General features: G+C 60.0%; 26 protein-coding genes and 1 pseudogene. 16 read left to right on the forward strand and 11 right to left on the reverse strand.

Annotated features, from left to right (window positions below):
- Positions 1 to 105: 105 nt before the first annotated feature.
- Together Q0964_RS00005 and Q0964_RS00010 are read left to right on the forward strand one after the other, a co-directional pair.
- Complete coding sequence (locus Q0964_RS00005) at positions 106 to 987, forward strand: hypothetical protein (RefSeq protein ID WP_299262112.1); 882 nt, start codon at positions 106 to 108, stop codon at positions 985 to 987.
- Positions 984 to 2,144 (forward strand): BREX system ATP-binding domain-containing protein, encoded by a 1,161-nt coding sequence (locus tag Q0964_RS00010; protein WP_299262113.1) that lies wholly within the window; start codon positions 984 to 986, stop codon positions 2,142 to 2,144. Before Q0964_RS00005 ends, Q0964_RS00010 begins: the two co-directional genes overlap by 4 nt.
- Before the next feature lie 157 nt (positions 2,145 to 2,301).
- Here the strand turns inward: Q0964_RS00010 and Q0964_RS00015 are convergent, their stop codons facing one another.
- The gene (locus Q0964_RS00015) at positions 2,302 to 3,060 is read right to left on the reverse strand and encodes an endonuclease NucS domain-containing protein (RefSeq protein ID WP_299262114.1); all 759 of its coding nucleotides are present in this window, start codon (positions 3,058 to 3,060) and stop codon (positions 2,302 to 2,304) included.
- Between the two features lie 120 nt (positions 3,061 to 3,180).
- On the reverse strand, positions 3,181 to 4,377 hold the full coding sequence (locus Q0964_RS00020; RefSeq protein WP_299262115.1) for a hypothetical protein: 1,197 nt from the start codon (positions 4,375 to 4,377) through the stop codon (positions 3,181 to 3,183).
- Positions 4,378 to 5,216: 839 nt separating this feature from the next.
- Between Q0964_RS00020 and Q0964_RS00025 the strand changes: the two genes are divergently transcribed.
- From Q0964_RS00025 to Q0964_RS00035, 3 genes are all read left to right on the forward strand, one after another.
- Entirely contained in the window at positions 5,217 to 5,825 is a 609-nt protein-coding gene (locus Q0964_RS00025; protein WP_299262116.1) for a hypothetical protein, read from the forward strand.
- A 2-nt stretch (positions 5,826 to 5,827) separates the two neighbouring features.
- Complete coding sequence (locus Q0964_RS00030; protein WP_299262117.1) at positions 5,828 to 6,688, forward strand: AAA family ATPase; 861 nt, start codon at positions 5,828 to 5,830, stop codon at positions 6,686 to 6,688.
- Between the two features lie 145 nt (positions 6,689 to 6,833).
- Entirely contained in the window at positions 6,834 to 7,136 is a 303-nt protein-coding gene (locus Q0964_RS00035; RefSeq protein ID WP_299262119.1) for an AbrB/MazE/SpoVT family DNA-binding domain-containing protein, read from the forward strand.
- 225 nt (positions 7,137 to 7,361) lie between these two features.
- On the opposite strand, the gene Q0964_RS00040 is transcribed toward Q0964_RS00035, so the two are convergent.
- Entirely contained in the window at positions 7,362 to 7,781 is a 420-nt protein-coding gene (locus tag Q0964_RS00040) for a helix-turn-helix domain-containing protein (protein ID WP_299262120.1), read from the reverse strand.
- Between the two features lie 1,055 nt (positions 7,782 to 8,836).
- Here Q0964_RS00040 and Q0964_RS00045 point away from each other — a divergent pair.
- The 3 genes from Q0964_RS00045 (at position 8,837) to Q0964_RS00055 (ending at position 10,588) form a co-directional block, all read left to right on the forward strand.
- Entirely contained in the window at positions 8,837 to 9,043 is a 207-nt protein-coding gene (locus Q0964_RS00045) for a hypothetical protein (RefSeq protein WP_299262122.1), read from the forward strand.
- A gap of 120 nt (positions 9,044 to 9,163) precedes the next feature.
- Positions 9,164 to 9,292 (forward strand): hypothetical protein, encoded by a 129-nt coding sequence (locus tag Q0964_RS00050; RefSeq protein WP_299262124.1) that lies wholly within the window; start codon positions 9,164 to 9,166, stop codon positions 9,290 to 9,292.
- Positions 9,293 to 9,379: 87 nt separating this feature from the next.
- Entirely contained in the window at positions 9,380 to 10,588 is a 1,209-nt protein-coding gene (locus tag Q0964_RS00055) for an MFS transporter (protein WP_299262126.1), read from the forward strand.
- A 54-nt stretch (positions 10,589 to 10,642) separates the two neighbouring features.
- On the opposite strand, the gene Q0964_RS18400 is transcribed toward Q0964_RS00055, so the two are convergent.
- Positions 10,643 to 11,320, reverse strand: a complete 678-nt coding sequence (locus tag Q0964_RS18400; RefSeq protein ID WP_414652122.1) for an ADP-ribosylglycohydrolase family protein — start codon at positions 11,318 to 11,320, stop codon at positions 10,643 to 10,645.
- On the reverse strand, positions 11,262 to 11,933 hold the full coding sequence (gene fer / locus Q0964_RS00065) for a ferredoxin Fer (RefSeq protein WP_299262128.1): 672 nt from the start codon (positions 11,931 to 11,933) through the stop codon (positions 11,262 to 11,264). The genes Q0964_RS18400 and fer overlap by 59 nt, the downstream gene beginning before the upstream one ends.
- Positions 11,934 to 12,087: 154 nt before the next feature.
- Here fer and Q0964_RS00070 point away from each other — a divergent pair, with 154 nt between their 5' ends.
- Positions 12,088 to 12,399, forward strand: coding sequence for a hypothetical protein (locus Q0964_RS00070; protein ID WP_299262130.1), 312 nt, complete (start codon positions 12,088 to 12,090; stop codon positions 12,397 to 12,399).
- Between the two features lie 18 nt (positions 12,400 to 12,417).
- On the opposite strand, the gene Q0964_RS00075 is transcribed toward Q0964_RS00070, so the two are convergent.
- On the reverse strand, positions 12,418 to 13,398 hold the full coding sequence (locus Q0964_RS00075; RefSeq protein WP_299262132.1) for an MBL fold metallo-hydrolase: 981 nt from the start codon (positions 13,396 to 13,398) through the stop codon (positions 12,418 to 12,420).
- 105 nt (positions 13,399 to 13,503) lie between these two features.
- Here Q0964_RS00075 and Q0964_RS00080 point away from each other — a divergent pair, with 105 nt between their 5' ends.
- The 3 genes from Q0964_RS00080 to Q0964_RS00090 are packed head-to-tail and all read left to right on the forward strand — an operon-like array spanning position 13,504 to position 16,136.
- Positions 13,504 to 14,634: an acyl-CoA dehydrogenase family protein gene (locus tag Q0964_RS00080; RefSeq protein ID WP_299262134.1), complete on the forward strand. Its 1,131-nt coding sequence runs from the start codon at positions 13,504 to 13,506 to the stop codon at positions 14,632 to 14,634.
- Between the two features lie 2 nt (positions 14,635 to 14,636).
- On the forward strand, positions 14,637 to 15,563 hold the full coding sequence (locus tag Q0964_RS00085) for an alpha/beta fold hydrolase (protein WP_299262137.1): 927 nt from the start codon (positions 14,637 to 14,639) through the stop codon (positions 15,561 to 15,563).
- A 51-nt stretch (positions 15,564 to 15,614) separates the two neighbouring features.
- Positions 15,615 to 16,136 (forward strand): Lrp/AsnC family transcriptional regulator, encoded by a 522-nt coding sequence (locus tag Q0964_RS00090; RefSeq protein ID WP_299262139.1) that lies wholly within the window; start codon positions 15,615 to 15,617, stop codon positions 16,134 to 16,136.
- A 351-nt stretch (positions 16,137 to 16,487) separates the two neighbouring features.
- Here the strand turns inward: Q0964_RS00090 and Q0964_RS00095 are convergent.
- The 4 genes and pseudogenes from Q0964_RS00095 to Q0964_RS00110 form a co-directional block, all read right to left on the reverse strand.
- Positions 16,488 to 17,748, reverse strand: a pseudogene (locus Q0964_RS00095) (RNA-guided endonuclease InsQ/TnpB family protein).
- A gap of 166 nt (positions 17,749 to 17,914) precedes the next feature.
- On the reverse strand, positions 17,915 to 18,361 hold the full coding sequence (locus Q0964_RS00100) for a MaoC/PaaZ C-terminal domain-containing protein (protein ID WP_299262141.1): 447 nt from the start codon (positions 18,359 to 18,361) through the stop codon (positions 17,915 to 17,917).
- Entirely contained in the window at positions 18,358 to 18,840 is a 483-nt protein-coding gene (locus Q0964_RS00105; protein WP_299262143.1) for a PaaI family thioesterase, read from the reverse strand. Before Q0964_RS00105 ends, Q0964_RS00100 begins: the two co-directional genes overlap by 4 nt.
- Positions 18,841 to 20,799 carry a 3-hydroxyacyl-CoA dehydrogenase/enoyl-CoA hydratase family protein gene (locus tag Q0964_RS00110; RefSeq protein ID WP_299262145.1) on the reverse strand — a complete coding sequence of 653 codons (1,959 nt, stop codon included), beginning with the start codon at positions 20,797 to 20,799 and terminating at the stop codon, positions 18,841 to 18,843.
- Positions 20,800 to 21,078: 279 nt separating this feature from the next.
- Between Q0964_RS00110 and Q0964_RS00115 the strand changes: the two genes are divergently transcribed.
- From Q0964_RS00115 to Q0964_RS00130, 4 genes are all read left to right on the forward strand, one after another.
- Positions 21,079 to 21,420: a hypothetical protein gene (locus tag Q0964_RS00115; RefSeq protein ID WP_299262147.1), complete on the forward strand. Its 342-nt coding sequence runs from the start codon at positions 21,079 to 21,081 to the stop codon at positions 21,418 to 21,420.
- A gap of 15 nt (positions 21,421 to 21,435) precedes the next feature.
- Complete coding sequence (locus Q0964_RS00120; protein WP_299262148.1) at positions 21,436 to 21,957, forward strand: hypothetical protein; 522 nt, start codon at positions 21,436 to 21,438, stop codon at positions 21,955 to 21,957.
- Between the two features lie 453 nt (positions 21,958 to 22,410).
- A complete protein-coding gene (locus tag Q0964_RS00125; protein ID WP_299262150.1) occupies positions 22,411 to 22,836 on the forward strand; it encodes a thiolase family protein in 426 nt (141 codons plus the stop codon).
- Positions 22,837 to 22,896: 60 nt separating this feature from the next.
- Positions 22,897 to 23,322 (forward strand): thiolase family protein, encoded by a 426-nt coding sequence (locus tag Q0964_RS00130; protein WP_299262151.1) that lies wholly within the window; start codon positions 22,897 to 22,899, stop codon positions 23,320 to 23,322.
- Positions 23,323 to 23,335: 13 nt separating this feature from the next.
- Here the strand turns inward: Q0964_RS00130 and Q0964_RS00135 are convergent, their stop codons facing one another.
- A complete protein-coding gene (locus Q0964_RS00135; protein ID WP_299262153.1) occupies positions 23,336 to 24,055 on the reverse strand; it encodes a hypothetical protein in 720 nt (239 codons plus the stop codon).
- Positions 24,056 to 24,187 lie beyond the last annotated feature (132 nt).

The raw sequence follows: 24,187 nt of genomic DNA on the forward strand, positions 1-24,187 counted from the left end.
TGCCGCAAATGAGGACTTGGAAGGGTACCTTGACTTGCGGTTTCAGGGGAACGATGTCACGAAACGAGCATACCGCCTCGCGAAACAGCAGGTCCGGAGGTTGACATGAGTGACGAGCGACCGACCGTTCGGCCCGTGACTATTGCGAGACTCGTCGAAACCACACACCTCTGTGAACCGCAAGAACGGACGACTGATGACATAGAGGACGCTCTCGGCGTGAGTCATCGACGGGCTCGCTCGGCCATCCTGGAATCCACCCGGATATCGCTCATCAAAGAGGTGGACGATGATCTGTACGACAGTACCGCTGTCGGAGAGTCGTTCGTTGAAGCCGTCCAGAATGAGAACTGGACCCGTGTTAGTTCCATTCTGGAGACACGCAGCCCACACTACGGAGAGTTCGTGGATGTTGTCGAGTCGGAAGGGCCGATAACACTTGAAGACGCGCTGGTAAGTCTCGAGGAAAATGCCGAGTTCACGCCGTATTCCTACAATCAGGCCAGCGTTGAGGTACTGGGGGACTGGGCAGGTAGACTCGGTGTTGTCCAGCGAAACGCGTTCTCCGGCGAGTACTACCTAGCGGAGAAAAACACTGTCCCACCCCGTTTTGCAAACGCTCTCCTGAAAGTCTACGATGATATGGAGGAGACCGCTGGTGTCGGAATGCGCCAGCGCTATCTCTCCATTCCCGAGGTCCGCGAAGAGTTATGTAGTCGCCTCGGTACGACTCGCGATGCCTTCGACGACGCCCTCAGCCAGATCGCCCAGCAAAACGTGGGCAAACTGGAGTTATCCGGTGCGCCGGTTGATACCGGAGCAAAAGAGGCGTCCTATGGAATCAAGACGATGTCGCTCGCCGACGACGGCGCCCTGGTTTCGACCTCCCAGTCCACCGAGAGAGTGATGGCCGGTATCGAACAGTTCGGCAAACAGTATTACTATCTCACGGTACACGATCGCGACCTCACGTACACACAGTCATGAGCAACAACTTCACCATCACGGACGAACAGCGCGACTACTCGGAGTTCGGTCTCGAGAGCAACCCGTTCCCCTACAGTCCAGTCCCCGACGATGATCCACTGATCTATTGTGGCCAAGAACACGTGACCGACAAGATCAGCAACACCGTCTCGACAGTCCTCAGCACTGGAAAGTCGAAACATCTGGTCGTGACCGGCAAGTACGGTAACGGAAAGTCACACACGCTCAAATACACCAGATCACTCGTCCGTGATCGGGACGATGTCTTCGTCGGATACGTGGCTCAACCGGGCGAAGGATTTCTCGACATCTATCACGATTTCATCTACGATGTCGGGTTCGACCGATTCCAGAAGCTGAGCTACGAGTATTTAGCGGAAGTTACTCGAGACGGGACGGATAAGAATCCCATGAGCGCCGCGGCCATGGAGGAACTTATCGACGAGGGAGAAGTACTGCTCTCGGAAATCGTTCCGGCTGCGGTTCAACAACTGAGCGACGTGACGAAGTTCGCCGATTTCGCTCGGGCCATCGTCCACCTGGTCTACGAGGACACGAATCTCTACGCGTGGCAGTGGCTGACCGCTGAAGGGCTTCGGTACGAGCAGCGGAAAGAGATGGAGATTCACAGTGCGATCGACGACGATACAACCGCTGTGCGGGCCTTCACTGCCCTGAAGAACATGCTTCGTGACCTGGGCTACACGGGTGTGTTCATGTTCGTCGACGAGTTCGAACGGATTGCCCGTCTCTCTCCAAAGGACGAGCAGGCGACACTCAACAGCATTCGACACCTGATGGACCAGAATAGCAACGGTCTCTGCGTGTTGTTCGGCTGTGCCCCCGAAGTGTGGCAAGACGTGATGAGCGAGTACCACGCGTTCTCGGAGCGGATCGGGCAGGAAGTTGCCCTACGTCCGATGACTGAAGAGAAGATTCAGGACCTCGTCAGAGAGTATCTCGATATTGCTCGGACCCAGGGTGCGAGCGGGATCGAACCCTTTAGCGAGGATGCACTCAGGTATATCCTCCAGCAATCTCAGGGGAACGTCCGACAGATCTTGAGTCTCTGTAGCCGTGTGATAGATGCCGCGATCGATGAAGGAGAACTAAATGCGCCGATAACTCAAGAGGAGGTCGCCGATACAGTAGAATAAGCCGTTACAGAGTCCCCGTGAAGAGTTGTGTACATTCATTCTTTTTCTAAAATTCGGTCAGCACCGATAGATGCTACATCACGTCAAAAAAAAAAAGAACTTACCCAGTAAGGGATGTCGTCCTGAAAGGAAGGCGCATCTGTCGACGGCAGCTGGGTTATTGCCATCTCTCGAAAGATGATTGATTAGGGCCCAAATCTTGATGCTGGAATTTTTTCAGCCTGCATTTTTCGAGCCCATTTTCTCGGAGCTCTCGTTTGGCCTTTTTTCCGAAACCCGGCGCAACTAAAAGTCCCCGTACTGACGGGTTGGCAGTCCGATTGTAGTGTTTCACGTACCGCTGTAGCTGATCCACATGAGAGAGCTCTGCATACTTTGTCTTCACTTCGATGATGACCCGATTCCCATCTCTGTCAGCACCCACGAAATCTATCGTGCCCACATCGATCGGGTACTCGTGATGCAGTAGCCGTAGCCCGTCCTCCAGAGCTTCCGGATTGGATTTGATGAACTCGTGCATTTTCTCCTCTGTCTCTCTGTGCTTTGGCTCAGCGTTGTCAGAAGCATCATAAACGACCACGAGCGGTACTTCCAAGAGATGGATATGGATCGTATGCTCTCCTTTTGATTTGCCTGCATAGAGGAGAAAACCATTCTCCAGTGGGTACAGTTCCAAGGTGCTATTTACTCCCTGTCTGGCGATCGCTCGCGCCCAGTTTGGTCGATGGACTGAGATAGCGCCATCGGGTTTGCAGAGAATAATCCGCTGGCCCGTACCGATCGACCCATTTCTGTTCCCCCTCCACTCAACCGTGCAAGTTGCAAAAAGTACGAGTACTTTATCCAGGCCCTGTGATTCTGAAAGAGCGCTTTCAAGACTCTCAAAATCAGGCTCTACGATCTGATCTACAATCATTTAGATGTCCTTCGAATTGTCACAGAGACTGTTCGCTATTGTCTACGATACCGGTATGTACATAATCAGGTTTCCGGTGAATTCACCCTCTCTCAATTTCCCACGCTGGAGGCAAAGGATTCACTCGGCGTCTGCCTTCATCAATTCGGCTTCAATCGTCGCAAGACGGGACGTGATGCTCTCCTGAATCTCACTGAGTGTCCCCCTGATCCGATCCTGTGATTTCTGAATCTCCTTACACTCCCCACGAATCTGCTGAAAACGGCCGATGTCTTCCTCAATCTCGTTCAGTTCCACCTGGAGTGTCTCTGGATCGAAGCCGCTGTCGACCTCAGCATATGCTTGAATTGCACGCATACGGGCCCAGTGGAACGCGATGCGGAGATATCCAGATTCTATGTCGTCTTCGTTAGTTTCACTCAACGCGACGACAACAGTATTCTGATCTGGGAATTCGTGGAACCATCCGGTTTTGGTCCGTGGCAGGTTTTCCAGTGAATCCGTAACGAACAGCCCATATGCCGCATCCCTGTTCTGCATAGCCTCCTGCACTTCGTCTTTGATACTCTGTGTCGAGTAACTCTCAGTCTTAGCCTCAATCACAAGCCGCTGATTTGTCTCTGCAATCGTAGCAACAAAGTCGCCCACGTCACGACCGATTTTCCCTGTCGTATTTCCAGTGAACTCGACGTTGTTGGGCGTCTGTCGGACGATATCATTGAGTATCTGCTCGACAGAATCCTCGAAATCACCGCCCTTAAGATATGTTCTGCTTCGGACGGCTTCCTCAGTTTCCTGCTCCACAAGTTTGTCACGCACCGACTCAATCTCGTCTTTCAATCGCTGTTCGACAGTGTGCAGCGGACCGTCTTCGTCGGAGAGTGCCGCTTGGATGCGCTCGCCGTCTTCTCCGAGTTCTTTGTCCAAGCGCTCAACGAATGGCCCATCGTCATCGAACGCGGCTTCGATTCGCTCTTCCAACGTCCCGTTCTCACCGACGTACTCGTCGAGCGCCTCTTGAAGAGTGCCATCATCACCGACCTTCTCGTCCAACTCTTCCCGAAACGTATCTACTCGGTCAGCGAGTTCCGCCTCAAGTTCGCTGAGGCGTCGCTCAACGTACTCGACATCCTGCGAGGTATTCATCAACTGCATCGTCTTCATTCCGATCGTTAGCGCCTCCGAGACGACTTCAGCCCGCTCGTCCGGGTCATGGTCGCGCAGGAAATCAACGAGATCTCCATCGTCGATCTCCATCGACTCGATAGTGAGTCTGCCCGTCGCTTCGTCGATTGAAACAGCATCAGCGGCTGCCATACCAGAGTATTGTCGGTGTCATTAATTGTAAGTTAGTGAGAATTCACCCAGACAAGTGCTACATCCATCCACAGTATATTGTCCAATAATCTGGTTGAATTATACCCTAAGGAGTTGCGTAATCACGATCACCATGACGGACTTCATAGACGGAGTTGCGCATTGCTTTGACTTGGGCGCCTTCACCCACGAAAGGTTCGTTTCAGTCAAGCGATGGTTTGAGACACCTGCTATCATATGCTCTTGGGGCCGAAGAGTCGATAATACGTTTGACACTCTACAGAAGCAAACGTTCCTGTACCCCCCGAAAAAGCGTGGGCCACTAATTCAAGATCAGAAGTGTTTCAGGGTGTGCGGCGGTGGAGGGTTTGTCAGTATTACTCGTTCCTGAGTGTGGATTCCGTTGGTGACTACACATCTCCTCTCAGCTGATTTCCAACTTTTTATGCTAGTGCCACTCCTACCCTTGAGAGGAGAAGCCCGGTCCCATCGGGGTGTTTGAAACGCCCGGGTGCTGGAACACCCGGACCGGGTTTCTCTGGGCAACAGATCAACCCATGCAAAGAAACGAAACGTGTCCCCATCAATCGCACGGACACACGCACTGTGGTCACCAAGTACAGCATCCCGCAGAACAATCCTCAGACACGCCCCTGGACTACGCGTTGGTCCTCGGAGACGCCATAGATCAGAGCCGTTTCCAGGACGGTGAAGCAATCGTCCTCTGTCCGGGATGCGGCGAAGTCGCAGACCAACTTTTCACAGGTCTCTCGGAACACCCGGTACGGACTGATGTCCAGTGCTTCGATTGCGACATCCAACTGCACCGCTGGTCCGCAGTGGTAACGCCGAACATCTCCACCGCGCCACCGACGACTGACGACCTCCGTGCGTTGGTGCAGGAGTACTGGGAGCGTCAGTTCCGCGTCGGAGTCCAAGACCTCGGGCTTCCACACACTCGGGAGTTCACTGAGGAAGTCCAGCGGTTGGCGGAAGTGTGGGACTGGAAGTGGACCGTCACCTGCCAGCTCTGTGATCGCTCGCTCAATCAACTCAATCTGGCCTATCTCGGCTATCATCACTGGCAGTACGAACCGGACGTCGGCACCAGTCTCTGCCAGTTCTGTCACGACTTCCTGCACGGTGGTGACGAGAGCGACCAAGCCAGCCAGCAAGACTGGCGCGCTAAAAAACTCGGTCTCCGGGATTTCAGAGATCTCGCGGTGATCCGCTTGGCGCTTCGCGACCGTGAGGTACACGATTTCGATATTCCCGAGGACGATCCAGCGTACGCACGTCGCCTCCGGACTCGGTACAACGTGCCGCTATCTGTGGATCGAATCGTTACGCTCGTCAGCGAGGTACAACACGACAACGCTGTCCAAGAGGTCATCCGCGACCACGGATCATCCCCGACAGTACCCGACCACAATATCCATCCCGTGTGACCATGACGGCGACGGGCAGCTTTAACGAACGTGGTAATCCCGACGCCGGCAGTCCCACCAGTCTACAGGCAGACCTGGATGTCGACCTCTCGTTCCCATGGCGATCTGCCCCGGACCGCACTTTGGACGATGTGGGTGGATTCAGTGAACTCAAACAAGAGCTACGGCGAACCGTCGTACGCCCACTCGGACCCAAGCGCAGCCAGTACCGCCGGTTCGGGATCAATATCCCCAATCTGCTGTTCGCCGGGCCACCAGGCACGGGCAAGTCCTATTCAGCAATCGCACTGGCTGGTGAACTTGGATATCCGTACGTCGTGATCACATGTGGGCGGCTCCAGAGTCGGTGGCTCAACGAGTCGACTGACTACGTCCAGACATTGTTCAGAGAGGCGGCTCATATCGGCGAGCAGTATGGATACGCGCTGGTCATTGCCGAAGAGATTGACACTCTGCTTCCGGCTCGGGGAGGTGTCGATAAACACCAGGAGGACGAAAAGGTCACGACTGAATTCCTGGCCTACTTAGAGCGGACCACCCGAAACGAGACGCTATTTGTCGGGACAACCAATCGTCGGGACGAGCTTGATCCAGCCGCGGTTCGGAGCGGTCGTATCGACCGTGAGTTCCAGTTTGGGATGCCTGGCGAAGACACCCGTGCGGCTATCTTGGAGCAACAGCTCACAACCCGGCCATCAAATGTCTCGGCTTCGGATCTGTCACGACTAGCAACAGAAACAGAGGGGGTATCGGCAGCCACTCTCGAAACCCTCGTCATTGAAGCCGCGCGATACGCGGTCGAACAAGGTGATTCCGCGATCAAACCCAGTCATCTTGCCACGGCCGTCTCAGAACATCTCTAATTCCGGTGAATATCCGTCTGTAGCATCAAGAGCAATTTGAACTGGTTCATTTGCTCCGATACCTACCGAAAACTCAGTTTCCATAGTGAATGAGGCCCGCGTCATGGGAAATCCTCACGTATGAATGGACCCAATACTGTACATAATGAGTGGACCAGAACGTCCGGGAACCTCTGATAGGGAAGTCGTCGCCGTTACGAAGCACGGCCAGGCAACCATCCCGAAGCGGTTCCGTGAGAAGTCCGGAATCGATACTCCCGGGAAAGTTGTGTTCCGAGAGACCGAGGACGGCACGGTGATCGTCGAATCCGTTCGTACGCCGAGCGAGATGCGTGGCTTCGCCGCTCACAGCGAGGCGACCACCGATACGCTTGCGACCGAAATCCTCCACGAGAAACGCGATCAGGATCGGGAGGAGCGTGACGCTCGCTTCTCGACAGAGGAGTAATGGCAGTCCCGGATTACGTCGTCTTCGACGCCGACTGCTGATCGCGCACGCGACGATGAACGCGGGAGCGACGCTGTCGAGGGGTTACACGGACATCGGCGTAATGTCCGACATCTTCGAAAAGAGCGGCCTCGTAAAGACCCAACGAGAGCGATCTGATCCGCGGATTCTATCCCGCGAATCACTGTCCCGAAGTTACGAATTTCGACCCGATTACCGAGACTGTTACGAGCGGGGTCGGGGCATCTGCTCGATATCCCGGATTCGGGGTGTCTTTCCGACGGTCTGATACTGTCGTTGCCACGGAGCTACGGGGAACAACCCATTTTTGTCGAACAGTTGCCGGGCTTCGTCAGTGATTCGGTAGAATTTGTACGGATAGTCCCGATCGCGCTCACCGGCGGCGAAGGTACACTCTTGGACGGCACCCACATCAACTAACGTCTTGAGGTGGCGTCTGATCGAATCTTCACTGAGAGGCGGATTCATATACGACAGTTCTTCTACACTTATCGAGTCTTCAGGATGGCCGACGATATCGGCGATTATGTCCGCACGCTTCTTATCAGTCGCTTTCTGAAGCGCGCGCCACGCGTCGAACCCGTCTCCCGTGTCCGATGCTTCTGCCCCCTCTTCTGGGATCATACCAGTTCTTGGTCCTGCATTCTAATAATTACTTGCACCCAGCTGAGTTTAGTTTCGGTCGACATTCCCACCCTCCGTAGGTCAGAGACACGACCAGGACTACTTGATTGCCCAGAGCGTCCGCCATACCGATGCTCAAGGGCAGAGAATCCAGCATCACTCACTGGCTGACGGTGATCGGTATATTGTCCTGCCGCGCATCATGCTCCATTCCAAGCTAGGGGTAATGTTTGATAGACTGATCGAACGGTTGATGTCGCGGTGAGCGTCAGACGAACCTGACCCGACCCTTCGAAGTTGCCTCGGAGGCAATGAGCCGCTGATTTTTATATCTGGCACCCGTTAGCTTCACCTGTCACAACGGAAATCCCGGGATTGACGGGGCCAACTGATGGTCAAAACCGCCACAAGGCGGTGACCTCGACAGGTACCCTCTCACGGCAATGACCAGGGTTCGAATCCCTGTCGGAGCACTCCTTTCCTTCCGACGTCCTGCGATTCCTTGGCCTATCCTAACCCGAGGTAAACGCAATGTCGAAGGCAATTACACCCTACCCGAAAATCACCCCACCGCCGTCCGGCGGTTTCCAAAGTGGACAGGCAATCCGATTAGGCGGACTCACCCGGAGTGTCGACTGTAACTCTTGGCCCAATCTCAATCGTTCTCGGACCCACCGAGAAGCGACTGAACCAGTGCCAACTCGCCGACTACCGCCCGGAGCGCGCGGAGTGTCTGCGCTGACTGCCCGCGTTCGGCAAAGACCCGGAGAAAGCGGACGGGTGCGCGATGAGCACGGCTATGAACGGCGCGAGCAGAATGGAGCATTTCTGTCTACTCGTCTGATATAAACAGGGTGCTTACACGACCGATGTCGCGCACCCCCGCGGTACAGACGGATACGCGGGTTGGCACGCTCGACTGCGATGCCGATCTATCAAATATCGATTCCATCGAGCTAGCCGCGGTCAGACCAGCGAGACAGATCACCGTCGTCGTCTGGACGTTTCGGCTCTGGCGGGGAAACGATCATATCTGACGGCATCGATGTGTTTGCATGCCTTCGGAGCGACTTCGAGGTATCGTACCGATGTTCGGCGGTGCAACACGGTACGTCGAGACGTTAGACGCTATCCTCGAGTTCGTCGAGACACATCAACCGACGGCGGACGGACTGGTCGATTGGCACCGGGGTTCGTTCCCGAGCGTGTCGAGTCGGGAGTCGATACTGCGTCGTGAGTTCAGGAGTCTGAAATCCGTCTGAGGTCGCAATATTAAGCTATGGAAGTGAAACGATCAGAACAACGCCTCGTGGTTCCACGATAGGCTGGTTATAGGAAGCTTGAGTTCACCGTTGAGCGCCCAGCACGCGTTTTTCCGGACGATGGGATGTTCGTCAGCCGGCAACGCGCGAAGTTGCGGAGCGGGCGCGGCCACCTCGTTCGGGGCGGTCGTCCATCGTGGCGGTGGTGTCCTCGTCGAGGCCTGGGGCGGCAAGCAGGAGACGAATTGATAACTCGGTACCGGTGGTCCAGTTAGCGGCCACTCGGAAACCGCAGTGATATAAGCAACACAGACGTCAGCGTTATCAGTACCGGCTATGGCGGAAAACACGAGTGGAGACACGGTTGGGTCGGCAGTTCCCTGGTACTCCGTCGTGTTCTACGTCATCGTCTCGAGCTCGTTAATCGGTGTCATGGGTGTTTCACTAATCAGCCCACTCCTCCCAGAGCTACGCGCAGTCTTCGGTGTCTCAGACGCAGTGGTCGGGCTCTTCGTTACCGCCTATTCTATCCCCGGAATATTCATTACCCCCTTCATCGGATACGCAGCCGACCGAATCGGTCGTAAGTGGGTGCTGGTCCCACTACTCTTTACCTTCGGCATCGCGGGCGCCGGAATCGCGTTTACGACGAACCTTCTCGTTGCCCTGGGACTGCGATTCCTCCAGGGCATCGGGGCCACCGCGCTCGTGATGCTCGCGGTCACTCTGATCGGTGATATCTACGATGGGAATCGTCGCGATACCCTCGTCGGAATAAACGGTAGTATGATCGGTGTCGGGGCGGCCTTCTATCCACTGCTCGGCGGCACACTCGCGACGATACGGTGGAGCGTCCCGTTTCTCTTTTTCGGGGTAGCGATTCCGATCGGAGTTCTCGCAGTGGTGACGTTGGACGAGTCGACTGGTGCGTCAGACGTCCAGCTCTCCACGTACGTCACCCGAATCTATGCGGTGATTCTGTCGCCAGAAGCACTCGCACTTTTCGCTGCGATGTTCTTCGCGGTGTTCGTTTACTATGGCGCCGTGGTGACGGCGTTGCCGCTGCTGTTGAGTGACGAGTTCGGACTGACCGCTTCGACCATCGGATTGATACTGGCCGTCGCAGCGCTGGCGAATGCCGTCACGTCGTCGCTGTATGGGCGGATTTCACAGCGACGGACCGCTCCGCAGTTGATCTCGCTGGGATTCGTCGCCTTCGGCTCGGGCCTGCTTCTCATCTGGCGATCCGCTACGACATGGTCGATTGCTATCGCCTTAATCGCCTTCGGAATCGGGATCGGGCTCGCGCTGCCGTCCGTCGATATGAAAGTGATTACGCTCGTCTCGGCGGACCTGCGAGCCGGGATGATGGGGGTGCGAACCAGTATGCTCCGTCTCGGACAGACGGTCGGTGCGGTCGGCTTCACGTTCGTCGCCGAGACGTTCTTCGTGAGCACCGTCGAGGGGTACCGGGCGCTGATGCTCGTTGCTGGAATACTCGTAACGGCTACAGGCGGTCTTCTCTACGTCTTATTTCGCAATTAAGCGCCATCTCCACCCCGATGTGCTCCGTTCCTTCCCACCGTCACCGACCGGTTTCTAGCCGGGCCCCCGATCTCGTCCGGGAGCCCCTGTGTTTCGACGGTTCGTTGCGCACGGTCGACGCCGTACTCGACACGCAGACGACCGCACCCCACGGCGTCTCCGAGGGACACGATTTCGCCGGCAGTCCGGAGATTCACGAGGCCCGCCGCCGGTGCGACGCGGTTGGCGTGCGTCTCTGGGATGAGCCCGATCCTCGGAGCCACCGACCAGTCGGACCAGGCACAAATGGCCGCCAGGCAGTCGATTCCAACCGAGTGACGTCGAGAGTACGATGGTAGTGATTGGGGTCGTCATCGGCAGTCGTAACACATGATCACGCGGTGGTCGGGTCGTCGCCAACGAGCGGAGCGCCGCCTCACAGTTGAGGGGTTCCACCCAGCGGTCGGGGAGGCTGTCGACGCCGAACCGAGCGCCGGCAACCGCGCCCGTCACTGCACCCACGGTGTCGGTATCGTCGCCTATATTCACCGCAGCGACGATGGCCGCTTCAGCGGAATCCACGATGAGCGACGACCGTGACTCGGTTTTGAGAGCGGCGTGACCACACGAGTCGTGCGGGCGACTCTCGGTTTCGGTCTGTGTCCGAGGAAACCGACCGGCCAACCGCGGGCACTCAGTCGGTGGTCGACGCACCCTCGAACCGACTGGCTGGCAGGAGAAGGTCGTTGACACCGGGGAGGTACTTGACGTTGAAGACGATTTTCGCGTCGCCGTCGACGGGGGAACTGATACAGGAGAGGCGGATGCCCCGGTCGAGCATCTCCTGTGGGAGGATGTGGTTGGTCGGCGTCGGCATCTCGCCCTGGATGACGGCCACGGCACAGTTCGTACAGGCACCGCCACGGCAGGCGAAGGGCCAGGCGTGGCCCGCTTCCTCGGCGGCCTCCAGCAACGACTGATTGGGCTGGACGTGTAGCTCACCGTAATCTTCCTCGTCGAGGGACTGACCGGCGGCTTTCTCGAAGAGAGCCTCGTCGGTGAGTTCCCAGCCGTGGTCGCCGAGTACCTCGTAGTCGAGGTATTCGACACGGGCGCCCGCCGGTTCTGAGGACTCGCTCTCGGCCTCCGAGTCCGGCCGACCGGGCTGCTGGGGAACGGGGTCGGACTGGTCGTCGGGCTCCCATCCGTTCTCGATTCTCTCGTAGGCGTTCTTGACGCGCCGGAATTCGCGAGCGGACCCACCACGGTCGGGGTGTGCTTCTTTGACCCGCCGACGGTAGGCGTCGCGAATCGCGGCGTCGTCCGCGTCGGGTTCAATCCCGAGAACGTCGAATGGGGAGTCCACACTGATGCTACGGCTCTATCGTATAAATCCCCTCCTTCCGCAACAAGTTATTCCGGGTGGGGGACGTGGACATGTGTCACGGCTCCGAGAGCGGCGGCGCGTCGGGCGACCGGAATCCACAACGAATAGGTGTAGCGCCGAGCGTGACTCGCACATGAGCGACACCGAAGACAGCGAGTTCGCAGCGGAACTGGAAACCGCGTTCGTCGACGAGTTCGGGGCCGACGAGGAGACGGCGGCGGTCGCCGCAGAGAAGGCCACAGCCTTCCGCGAGGAGTACCGCGAGGACCTCACGGTCGCGGCGGTGATCGACCGGGTGGCCGACGACAGCTACGACGCCTTCGAGCATCGGTTCGACTACACGGTCGGCACCCTCGCAGCGGCCGTCGAGGACTGCACCGACTCGCGGCAGTTCCGGATCGCCGGCTTCGGCGACCTGGCGGCCGACCCCGAACAGGGAGCCTGATGGAACGCCGCCGGCCGCTCAGAGCGGCCAGGACTCGCCGTCGTGGGCCTGGAGTCGGTCGCGCGTCTCGTCCGGGAGCGAATAACGACCGTCGTCTCTCTCGACGTCGCCCTCACGGGTCAGGTGGTCGAGATGAGCCGAGGCTTCGCCGGGTCCGTGGAGAATGTGGATGCCGTCCAGTTCACCGAACAGGTCGGCGCTGACCGCCCAGGCGTCGGCCGGGCCGAGGTCGTCGAGCGCCTGCAGGACGCGGTGAGCCCGTTCCTCGTGGTGGTGAATGATCTCCTCGGCGCGAGCCGTAGGGTCGTCGATGGGGTCGCGGTGGCCGGGCCAGGCGCGGTCGAATTCGGCGTCGGCGACCCGGGTGAGGGTGTCGAGATAGCGCTGGAGCGGACGGCCGACGCGCACGTCGGCGCCACCGACGTTCGGTGTGTACACCGGCAGGAGCGCGTCGCCGGTGAGGACGTCGTTTCGCTCGGGCAGGGCAAACGAGGACAGTCCGGCAGTGTGGCCGGGCGTGTACACGACTTCCAGTGTCACCTCGCCGAGGTCGAAGCGGTCGCCGTCCGCAAACGTCTCTACTTCGGCCCCGGCGGTGTGGTGGTCGACGCCGGCCTGCATGTACGTCTCCAGTACCTCCTGTTCGTCCTCGGGCATCCCCCACGCCTCGAACGCCGCGCGCTGACGGGTTTCGAGGTCGTCCCAGGCGTCGTCGTCGCCCGCGATCAGTGCCGCGTCCTCGGCGTGGGCGTGGACCGTCGCGCCGCTCTCGTCCTGTATCTCGGCGGCGAGACCGGCGTGGTCGGCGTGATAGTGTGTGAGAAAGATTGCGTCGATGTCGGCGAATTCGACGCCGTGTTCGGCCAGTCCGTCCGCGAGTTGCTCGCGGGTGTCGGCGGTGGCGATACCCGTATCGACCAGTGCTGTCTCCGCGCCAGTGAACAGGTAGGCGTCGTTCTCGCCCTCGAAGTACGTGTTTCCGAGCGTGATCCGATGCATACGATAGCGGATACTCTCGACGGGCGCGGACTTAAACCCGGCGAGAATCTTAACGCCGTTTCGGCTCCCCGGAACTTATTTTTCCAGTGGTAACGAACAGCCGGTATGTCGTTCCGGCTGACAGCGGAGCAAGGCACCATCCGGGAAGCGGTCAGGGAGTTCGGCGAAGCCGAGATTCGCCCGGTCGCAGGCGAGTACGAGGCCGACGAGCGGTATCCGAACGGCCTGCTCGAAGCGGCCGCCGAGTTGGACCTCGTCGCACCGAACGTCCCCGAGGAGTACGGAGGTGCGGGGATGGACCCCATCAGCGAACTCCTCGTGACCGAAGAGCTGTGGCGGGCCGACCCCGGCATCGGTGGGTCAATTTCGGCCGCACGATTCGGGACGGAGATGTTGCTGGAGTACGGGGACGACTGGATGAAAGAGGAGTGGCTCCCGCGGATTACGGCCGGCGAGACACCCATCTGTATGGGCATTTCCGAGCCGGCACACGGGAGCAACGTCGCGGGGATGGAGACCGCGGCCGAGCGCGACGGTGACGAGTGGGTCGTCAACGGAGGGAAGATGTGGATCACGAACGGCACGGTCGCCGACGTGGCCATCGTTATGGCCCGTACCGGCGAGGGCCACGGCGGCATTACAGCACTCCTGACCCCGACTGACGTGGACGGCTACGAAGCCGCCTGTATCGACAACAAGCTCGGCATCCGCGCACAGGACACCGCCGAGATCGTATTGAACGACCTCCGGATTCCCGAGCGGAACGTCGTCGGCGAGGTCGGCCAGGGCTTCTACCAGCTCATGGAGTTTTTCGCCCCGGCCCGGGCGGACGTGGCCGCGCAGGCCGTCGGTGTCGCACAGGCGGCGCTGGACGCCGCACTCGACTACGCGAGCGAGCGCGAGCAGTTCGGTCAGTCTATCGACGAGTTCCAGGCCATCGAGCACAAGCTCGCCGAGATGGCGACCGACATCGAGGCCAGCCGGTCGCTGGCATATCGCGCGGGCGCGGCCATCGAGTCCGGTAACGACCATCTGGCGACGAAACTTGCGAGCATGTCGAAACTGTTCGCCTCCGAGCGGGCGGTCGACGTGACCGACGAGGCGATTCAGGTCCACGGCGGCGCGGGCTACGTCACCGATCACCCGGTCGAGCGGTTCTACCGGGACGCACGTATCACCAAGATCTACGACGGGACCAGCGAGATCCAGAAGAACATCATCGCGGATCATCTCTAGGGATGTCCGAGACACGCTACACACACGACGAGTGGTCCAGTGAGCAAAGCGACGCGACCGTTACCGTCGATGGCCACGACCTGTCGGTGGCCTTCTTCGACAGTGAGGGACACGGTCCCTCTGAGAGCCGGACGGGGTCCGACCAACCGGCCGACGAGGGCGAGAGCGAGGTCGACACCGCGAACGACGACCCACCCATCGTCTTCCTACACGGGATTCCGACGTGGTCGTACCTCTGGCGGGACGTGGCTCCCGCCGTCGCCGAGGCGACCGACCGCCGGGTAATCGTTCCGGACATGCTCGGCTACGGGAACTCGGCGATGCACGACGGGTTCGACCGGTCGGTCCGTGCCCAGGAGCTGATGCTGGAGGAGTTGCTCGACGAACTCGAGATCGACGAGTTCGCCGCGGTCGCCCACGACATCGGCGGCGGCGCGGCGGTCCGGTACGCCGCACATCAGCCCGGCGACGTGACCGATCTGGTGATGGCCAACGCCGTCTGTTACGACTCCTGGCCGGTCGAGTTCATCTCGAATTTGGGCCTGCCCGACACCGCCGAGCAGGACCCCGAGGAGTTCCAGGCGATGCTCGAAGGGGCGTTCAGACAGGGGCTCTACGGTGAGGAAGTCGACGAGACCTTCGTCGAGGGAATCGCCGCGCCCTGGGCTGACGAGCGCGGGCAGATGTCGCTGTGCCGAAACGCAGTCGCGACGAACACCAGCCACACCACCGAGATAAACTACGACGATATCGAGGCCGACCTGCTCTGTCTCTGGGGTGCAGAGGACGTGATGCAGCCCCTGGAGTACGGGAGACGGCTGGCCGAAGACGTCGGCGGCGACGTGATCGAACTCGACGCCTACCACTGGGTCGTCGAGGATCGCCCCGAGCGGTTCGCCGAAGCCGTGTCGCAGTTTGTGTCCGAGTGAAAAGCGTAAAATGAACCTACAAACCACCACACAGGCGATGGAGGGAGACGCGTGAGCGGAGAACAAACGGCACCGGACTGGGAGTTCAAGGAACGGGACGTACTGATACTACGTGAGCTATCGCGGGACCCACAGTTGTCCTCGCGTGACCTGGCCAGAATCCTCGAAACCGAACACGACATCGAGGTGTCTCACGTGACCGTTAGCGAGTCGATCCGCGGGATGCGCGAGGAAGGCGTCTTCCGCGAGGCGATCATCCCCAACGAGGAGTACTTCATCTTCGGGATGTTCGAGTTCAAGATCAACCCGGAGCAGTTTGAAGACGAGTGGCGCGAGGCCATGGAGTACATCCGGGACTCGCCGAACACGCTGATGTACTTCCTCTCGGACGGCGAGTACCAGTGGAAGTCGGTGATGATGTTTCCCGACCGCCAGGCCGAGTCGAAGTGGATCCACGAGTTCTATAAGAACTACGGCGGGGTCGTGCACAACATCCGTAACTCCGTCGTCCACAACGTCCTCAAATTCAGGACCGACCCGCAGATCCTGGAGACGCTCCACGAGGACGATTGACATCCCCCCGTCCCGAGGGGCGAGGATTCCCGACCGCCGTTGGGATATTGTGGTTTACAGGCTGTCGAGGCGAATGCCACGGGGCTTGCCCCTGTGGATGAATCCGACTGCTGCCAATCAAATCAGTATATTTCTCCCCGGTAACTCAACAGCCGTGACGGAGAAACAGGTGGCTTAGAGTCCAAAAACACGGACAGTCAGACTACGTTCCGTCGCTATCAAGTAGGTTGGGGAGACGCCGAATTGACGCCTGCGGAGACTGGAACCGCTGTGGAAACGTCTCACCGAGAGACGGTTTCTGCAAGTTCTGTCAGAGAAACAGGAAGCCTCGGGGCTTGACACCGAGGCACTTCACGATACTACCTGTTCTTGTGGGGCTACTCTCCCGGTCGATTTACCGAACAGGCGTACCGATGGCTGTGCCAAACAGCCATTACTCCTATCCTGTGACAGACTCGGAGTTACCGTCGCTCGCATATTCTCCGCGGCATTCAGGTCACTGTTGGCGACTAACTCACAGTTCTCACACACGTACAATCCACGCTCAACACGGTTTGAATCTGCCCCTGTCCCACACTCACAACACGTTTCGAGGTTTTCAACTTCCCCTCGGAAACGCGTTCTACGTCGATACCGCGTTCCGCTGTTTTGTATTCAATGTGGCTTAGAAGCGTTTCAAACGCCCAATCGTGTAGCCGTTTGCTACCGTGGCGTCCCCAGTCAGAGTCATCGCGAATTTGCTTCGGGTGGCCGACGGCTATCGTGCCGACACTCCGGGTAACACACTGCTCAACAATATCTTTTGAGAGGGTATACAGGAAGTGGTCTTGCCGACGAGAGTTCTTCTGTCGGAGCTGTTGTGCTTCCTGGCTTGGGCCACTCTCACCTCCCGTAGCGTACTCCTCGTGACGGAAGTAGTGAGCATCTTCTTTCAAATCGTTGCCGGGGTACAACAGTGTCTCGTCACCGACAGAGACGGCCGCTGTATTGCAGATTCCAAGATCGATACCAGCAGTTTTCTCTCCGGGTGTTTCGGGCGTTTCAATCTACATCTCGCGGACAAAATGCAGTTCCCATTTCTCACCAGTCTAGACCGCTCGAACAGTTTGGACGGATTCAATATCAGCAAGTGTTTGCTCGTCTGCCTGAACCGTGAACTCACAGAGGATGTAGTCTGCGGCGTACCGAGACTCCTTCATATTCGTTCCCTTTGAAAGACGAACGCGGTCGTACTCGGTATCCAAATTAAATCCCTTGTTCTTCCATGTCACCGTTGAGCGTGGGTGTTCGTCGCCGCTTTTAGGATAGCCGGGCGGGTTCGCGTTAGAACCGTTTTGTTCGTACCACGAGATGAACGCTTCACCGAGTTCTTGGAGCACTCGTTGACTGGACTGTGAGTGCAAGTCCGCATAGCGGTCGTGATTCTTGAGGTACGAACAGATTTCATCGGCGTCTGGAGTATGGCCGATACATCCCAAACACGGGATATCGTCCATCGACCGATGTTCCACAGTTTGCTGGCGGCGAAGCCATGCGAATCGAGATCATCGTGGACCTGCGAGTGATTGGTGAGACTCGCTTTCAGTGTCCGAGTGATGGCCTGATTCGACACACGTAAGCATATTACATACATAATTATTCGTATTAATACCCGTGGTGGAATATCCAGCCGTAGCTGCGAGTGTGGTTTGACGCCAAGTTGTCAGATTCAACCCCGCCCTAAATGGCGAGGCTTTCTCCTCGTTCTTCCGTAAAAACGCGCCGTCCGCTCTTCCGCGTCAGGTCACCAGCGAGAGCATCTCACAGGACAGCACCGTGTCGTCGTCCTGTGTGACCACGGCGATGTCGTACCGGACGACGCCGGTCGCGACGGGGTGCTCTCGGGGTTCTTTCTCGAGCACCTCGATTTCGACGTGAATCGTGTCGCCGATGAGCGTCGGCCCGACGAACCGCACCTCGTCGATGCCGTAGAACGCGACGACGGCGTCACGCTCTTTTTGAGACCGGGACTGCCAGAGCAGGCCCGTCGCTATCGAGAACACCAGCATTCCGTGGGCGATCCGCTCGCCGAAGGCCGAGTCGGCCATCGACTCGGCGTCGGTGTGCAGGTGGTTGAAGTCGCCGCTGACGCCGGCGAAGTTGACCACGTCCGTCTCCGTGACCGTCCGGGCCTGGGTCTCGCGCTGTTCGCCGATCTCGACCGTCTCGAAGTAGCTCTCTGTCATAGTGAACTGTCCGTAAAGAGTCGGTAGGTCGTCGCGCCGATGGCGACGACCTTGCGTTCGCCGTCGTCCGTCTCGCCGGTGACGGTGACCCGGGTGACGCCGGTCGAGGTACCCGAGCGGATGACTTCCGCCTCGACCTCGATATCGGAGGTCGCCGGCCGAACGTACTTCACGTCCAGGTCCGTCGTCGCCAGCGTCGTCTCCATCGGATCGTCCATGGTCGTCCGGAGCGCGAACGCACTGCAGGTGTCGATCAGCGTGGCGGTCACGCCGCCATGAATCGTGCCCGTCACCCAGTTTGCGAGTTTCTCCTGGTAGGGCAGATGCATGACCGCACGGCCCACCTCCAGGTCCGCGACCGTGATGTTCAGCCACGAGAGATAGCCGTGGTTTTCGAGGACGTACGCGGCCACCTCCGCGCTGGGAGCGTCCGGATCGATGTCGACCGGGGTCGACCGGCTCTCGTCGTCCTCGTCCATCTATTTGCCCTCGAACTCGGGGTCGCGGTCCTCGGCGAACGCCGAGGTGCCCTCGAGGACGTCCTCGGTGCTCATCAGGAGGCCGAAGCTCTGACTCTCCATCGTCAGTGCGGCTTCGAGGCTCGCGTCTTCGCCGCGGTTCATAATCTTCTTCGCGTAGTCCAGCGCGACGGGCGGGCCCTCGACGATGTCGTCGACGAACTCCGCACAGACGTCGTCGAACTCCTCGGGGTCGACGGCTCGGTTGATCAGCCCCCAGTTTTCGGCCTTCTCGGCGGAGATGCGCTCGCCGCGGAAGACGAGTTCTTTCGCACGCGCCTCGCCGATCATCCGCATCGTGCGCTGGGTGCCACCGCCGCCGGGGAGCAGTCCGAGGTTGATTTCGGGGAAGCCGAACTGCGAGTCCTCGGTCGCGATCCGGAGGTCACAGGCCAGCGCGAGTTCGTGACCGCCACCCAGACAGAAGCCATCGATCTTGGCGATTGTGGGCCTGGGGAAGTCGTTCACCGTCTCGAACATCGAGGTTATCGTACCGCCTTCCCAGGGTTCGGTGCTGGCGAAGCCACCGATGTCCGCGCCGGCACAGAACGCGCGGTCGCCCGCACCCTCGAACGTAACACAGCGAACTGTCTCCAGATCGGCGTTGTTCAGGACGTGCTCGATCTCGTCCATCAGGTCCTCGTTGAGCGCGTTCATCCGCTCGGGGCGGTCGAGTTCGACGGCCAGCACCTCGCCCGCCTCGAGGACGTTCAGCGTGCGGTACTCACGGTCGCCGCCCGACTCGCCGTACTCGTAGAAGCCGCGGTTGGCGTCCTCACCGGTGTGGCCGTCGGTGACGAGTTCGACCAGATAGTCTGCGGGCCGGTACCGCTCGGCCTCGGTCTGCTCGTGTAGCGTCTCCAGTTTGTCCAGCACCGCGTCCAGTCCGAGTTTGTCCGCGCGGCGACAGGGGCCCTCGGGGAAGCCGGCACCCAGGCGCATTCCGGTGTCGATGGCGTCGGGCGTGGCGACGTCCGACCCGATGAGTTTGGCGGCCTCGTTGACCATCCGGGCCTCGATACGGAGCCAGTCGAACTCCTCCGACGCGTCTTCGTGGCCGTAATCGGCCCCGTCACCGTCCTCGTAGTCGTAGTAACCCTTGCCGGTCTTCTGGCCGAGTTCCTCGGCCTCGACTTTCTCCTCGACGATTGGCGGAACCGGCTTGCCCGCCTCCTTCCGGACGTGGTAGCCGATGTCGATACCGGTCAGATCGCCCAGCTCGAATGGGCCCATCGGATAGCCGCGCTCGTGGACCATCGTGGCGTCGACCTCGCGGACGGTGGCTTCGTCGGCACTGACCATCCAGCCGGCCTCGTCGCCGAACGGACCCAGCACCGAGTTGACGACGAAACCGTTCACGTCTTTCCGGACGTAGATCGGCGTCTTGCCGATAGACTCGACGAACTCGTAGGCCGTTTCGGCAGTCTCGTCTGTCGTCTGCTCGCCGTAGATGACCTCGACGAGGTCCATCTTGACTGGCGGATTGAAAAAGTGCATTCCGACGACCGCGTCGGGTTTGTCGGTGGCCGTCGCGATTTCCGTGATCGACAGCGAAGAGGTGTTCGACGCGAGAACGGTGTCCGCCGGCGTGAACTCAGTGAGGTCGCCGTAGATTTCCTTCTTGAGGTCCATCTGCTCGGGCGCGGCCTCGATCACGAGGTCTACGTCCTCGACGGCGGCTTCCAGGTCGACCGCGGTCTCGATCCGGCTCATCACGTCTTCGGGTTCCTCGTCGACGATGCCCTTCTCGGCGAGCTTCTCGAGGCTCCACTCGATATCCTCGTAACCTTCGTCGACGATCTCCCGTTCGATATCCCGCATCACGACGTCGTAGCCGGCGATGGCGACGACCTCTGTGATACCGTGACCCATGCTCCCGGCGCCGAGTACCGCGACGCGCTCGATGTCGTCAACTGACATGCGGGGTAGCTGTACCCCCACCGGTATAACTCCACCGGAGCAGTGGAACGCTGTAAACCCTGTTTCGATGTATCTTGTCAGTTGTAAACCAGAGAGGGGTGAGCAGGTGGTTCGTGTTAAGACCTGCCTGGTACACCGGATACAGGTCGCAACCCGTCGTGAATTTCCAACTTTTTACATGTATGTTTTTCGTCTTCCATCGGAAGGGATTGTTACCAGGCTCTCGTGGAGCGTTAATAATACGAACACAGAATTCGGAAGCGTTCCGGTCGTCGAGAGGTGGTCCGGGTGGTCGTGATCGACGGACACGGCGGCTACGTCCCGCTGTATCGCGTCGACAGAAGCGAAGTGGCCGCCCAGCAGGGCGGTCGGGGCCGTGGCGAGAGCGCCGTGCCGGCCCGCGACGAGAACCATATCACGATGGCCTGTGAGGCGGCCGGCAACGCTCTCACCCGTGCCAGCGTGGCTGGTGACGACCTCGGTGCAGTTCTCACCGCGAGCGTGAGCGGTCCCTTCGCCGAACACGGGGTCGCGCCACACGCCGCCTACCGCCTCGGCGCTACCGGAGCCGTTCGGACGACCGACCTGTGCGGGAGTCGGCGTCGACGTCCTCCCCGCTGACCCGAGTCCGACGACGTGGCCGAAGCCGGTGCTGGCGCGGGTGCGGTCGTCCTCCGCTCCGAAGCCGACAGTCCCGCCGCTGAACTCCTCGGCACAGCACACGAGACGACCGGGTTCGTCGAACACCACCGCCGCCACGGCGAACCCGGAGAGAGCGGCGACTCCAAGTTCGAGAGCCGACACGGTGTCGAGGATGCCGTCCCAGCGGCCACGGAGCGGGCGCTCGACGGGACGGAACCGGCGAACGCCGCGGCCGTGGCACCCAGCGGCCGACTCGCCGGGGCCGCCGCCGACGCGGCCGCCGCGTTGCTCGACTTGGCGCGCCTGCCGGAGACCGCAGACGCCGGCGAGACGGTGCTACTCGTCGCCTACGGCGCTGGCGGTGCCGGTGCAGTCGCTCTGCAGACGGGTGATGGCGTCGGGACGGCCGGTGCCAAGTCGGTCGCCACGTATCTCGACGCCAGCGAGGAGACCAGTTATGCCAAACACCAGGAGTGCCGCGAGTCCGTCGAGTACGAGGGGGTGAAGACCACATGAGCAGGCCACGATACGAACGAAGCAAACACCGGAATCGACACTCGGCCGGCTTCGGGTGCCAGGCCTGCGGCTGGGTGTCGCTCCCGGAGGAGAAACGCACCTGCAAACGGTGTGGGGACGGCCCAGCCGAGATAGCGAAGATGCAACTGCAGGAACACGGCGAGATTCAAACGTTCGTCGTCCAGCAGTACCTCCCCGAGGACATCGAGACGCCGCAACCCGTGGCCGTCGTCGACCTGCCACAGGTCGGTGACGGCGAACCGGTTCGGGCATACGGCCTGTTGGCCGAGATCGATGTGGGTACCGAGGTGGTCGCCCGCTTCCGTGAACTGTTCAGCGACGGCGAGCGGCCGATCAACTCGTTCAAATTCAGCGTTCCCCGGAACGAGAAAACACGAGTCAGCCCAGAGCGAAACACTGGTTTGGCCACACTCGACACCGGCGGTGGCTCGCGTGACGGACCCACACGTCGTCGGCGCAGGGATAATCGACTTCGGCGAACTGTACGAGCAGTCCTTCGACGACCTGCTCGAATCGGTGTCCCTCTCGCCAATCGAAGGCGTCGACAAGGGCGTCGACCCGGGCGACATCAACGCTGCCTGGTACGGCACCATCGACATCGCCAGCGAGGGGGCGTCGGGGTCGGCCGTCGCTCATGCTACCGGTCTGTTCGAGCGGCCGATCACCCGAATCGAGAACGTCTGTGCGACCGGGAGCGACGCCTTCCGGAACGCCGTTCAGGCCGTCAAAGCGGGTGACGTCGAGGTCGCGCTGGTCATCGGCACCGAGAAGATGACCGACTCCACCGAAGGGGTAATGTGGCTTACGCGCTTCCTCCCACCCCTGGAGGGGTGGGCTTCCGCGCTGTTACCGCTGTGAACTACCCAACCCTACTCAGCCGCTGACGCGGCTTCCTTGAGGGTGGGGCTTCCTGTTTCTATGACGCGCTTTACATCTAATTTCCCGGCGACCCGGCAGGCCTCCACGCAGGCCTACGAACGCGCCGGACTCGGCCCCGACGGCATCGACGTGGCCGAGGTCCACGACTGTTTCTCGATTACGGAACTAATCACCTACGAGGACCTGGGGTTCTGTGACGAGGGAGCGGGCGGCCAGTTCCTCGACGACGGTCACCCCCATCTCGACGGCGACAAGTCCGTCGACCCTTCTGGCGGCCTGCTGTCGAAGGACCATCCCATCGGGGCGACCGGCGGAGCCCAAATCGCCGAGATATTCGAACAGCTCCGGCGTGAGGCCGGCGACGTGCAGGTGGACGGGCCGGAGGTCGGACTCCAGCACGACATCGGCATCGGTCGCAACGCGACCGGCGCAGTGTCCTGCGTGAACGTTCTGGAGCGACCCTGAGACCGCCGCCGTCTCAGCCGTCCGACTGCAGGCGTGTGGGCACCGTCGGAACCGTCTCGTTGTACCCGGAGAACCACGTTACCATCGTTGCGCGCCCGATTTCACCACGGTTCCGGAATTTGAGCGTCATCTCGACCCGCTGGATGCGGTGGGTGGTCCGGTTCAGGAAGACGTCGTAGGAGCGGTCAAGTACCGTCACCGGCGCGGCCCGGTCGATACCGTTGCCGGGTTGTTCGACCAGAATCGCCGCGAGCGTGTTGTTTCTCGGCGCCAGTTCGAGGTGGTAGGTCGGTTGCCCGTCTGTCCGTGCGCGCTGGAAGTCGGCCACCTGTGAGTCGTTCAGCAACGCCATCTGTTCGCGCGCAGGGTCGTTCCTCCCGTCGAAACCGCCGGGAACCGTCTGCCAGCCGTCACTGGTGTTGCGGTAGGCCTGGCCACCGACGCGGTGGGTGGTGTCGTTGCCGTCGGTACTGTAGACGCTCGTGGCCACCGTGGATCGGTTGACCAGCGTCGTCTCGTTGGTGAACGTGCGGTTGGCTCCGGTCGACACGTCCAGGTTCGTGACCGTCCGATAGCTATCGACCGATCCCATCGCGTCGATCGCGTCTGACTGCAGCGAAACCGCCTGCCCACCGACCGACGTGGCCCCTGTTATGGGGACGAGGCCGGCACCGCTAACGAGGACGACAAACGTCAGCGCGGCTATCAGTGTCGCGTGGTGGAGGGACGCCATGTCGTTCGGTACAACCGCTCCCGGGATTCATCAAGCCATTGGTCCTCGGACAGACCGGCCGGGTCAGGGCGCTCTCGGCGGCCAGGCGTGTAACTCGATACCTGTATCGTCCGTGCGGGCCGCAGTCACCGG

Origin of the sequence: Halorientalis sp. (assembly GCF_028275115.1) — an archaeon.
Lineage (GTDB): Archaea > Halobacteriota > Halobacteria > Halobacteriales > Haloarculaceae > Halorientalis.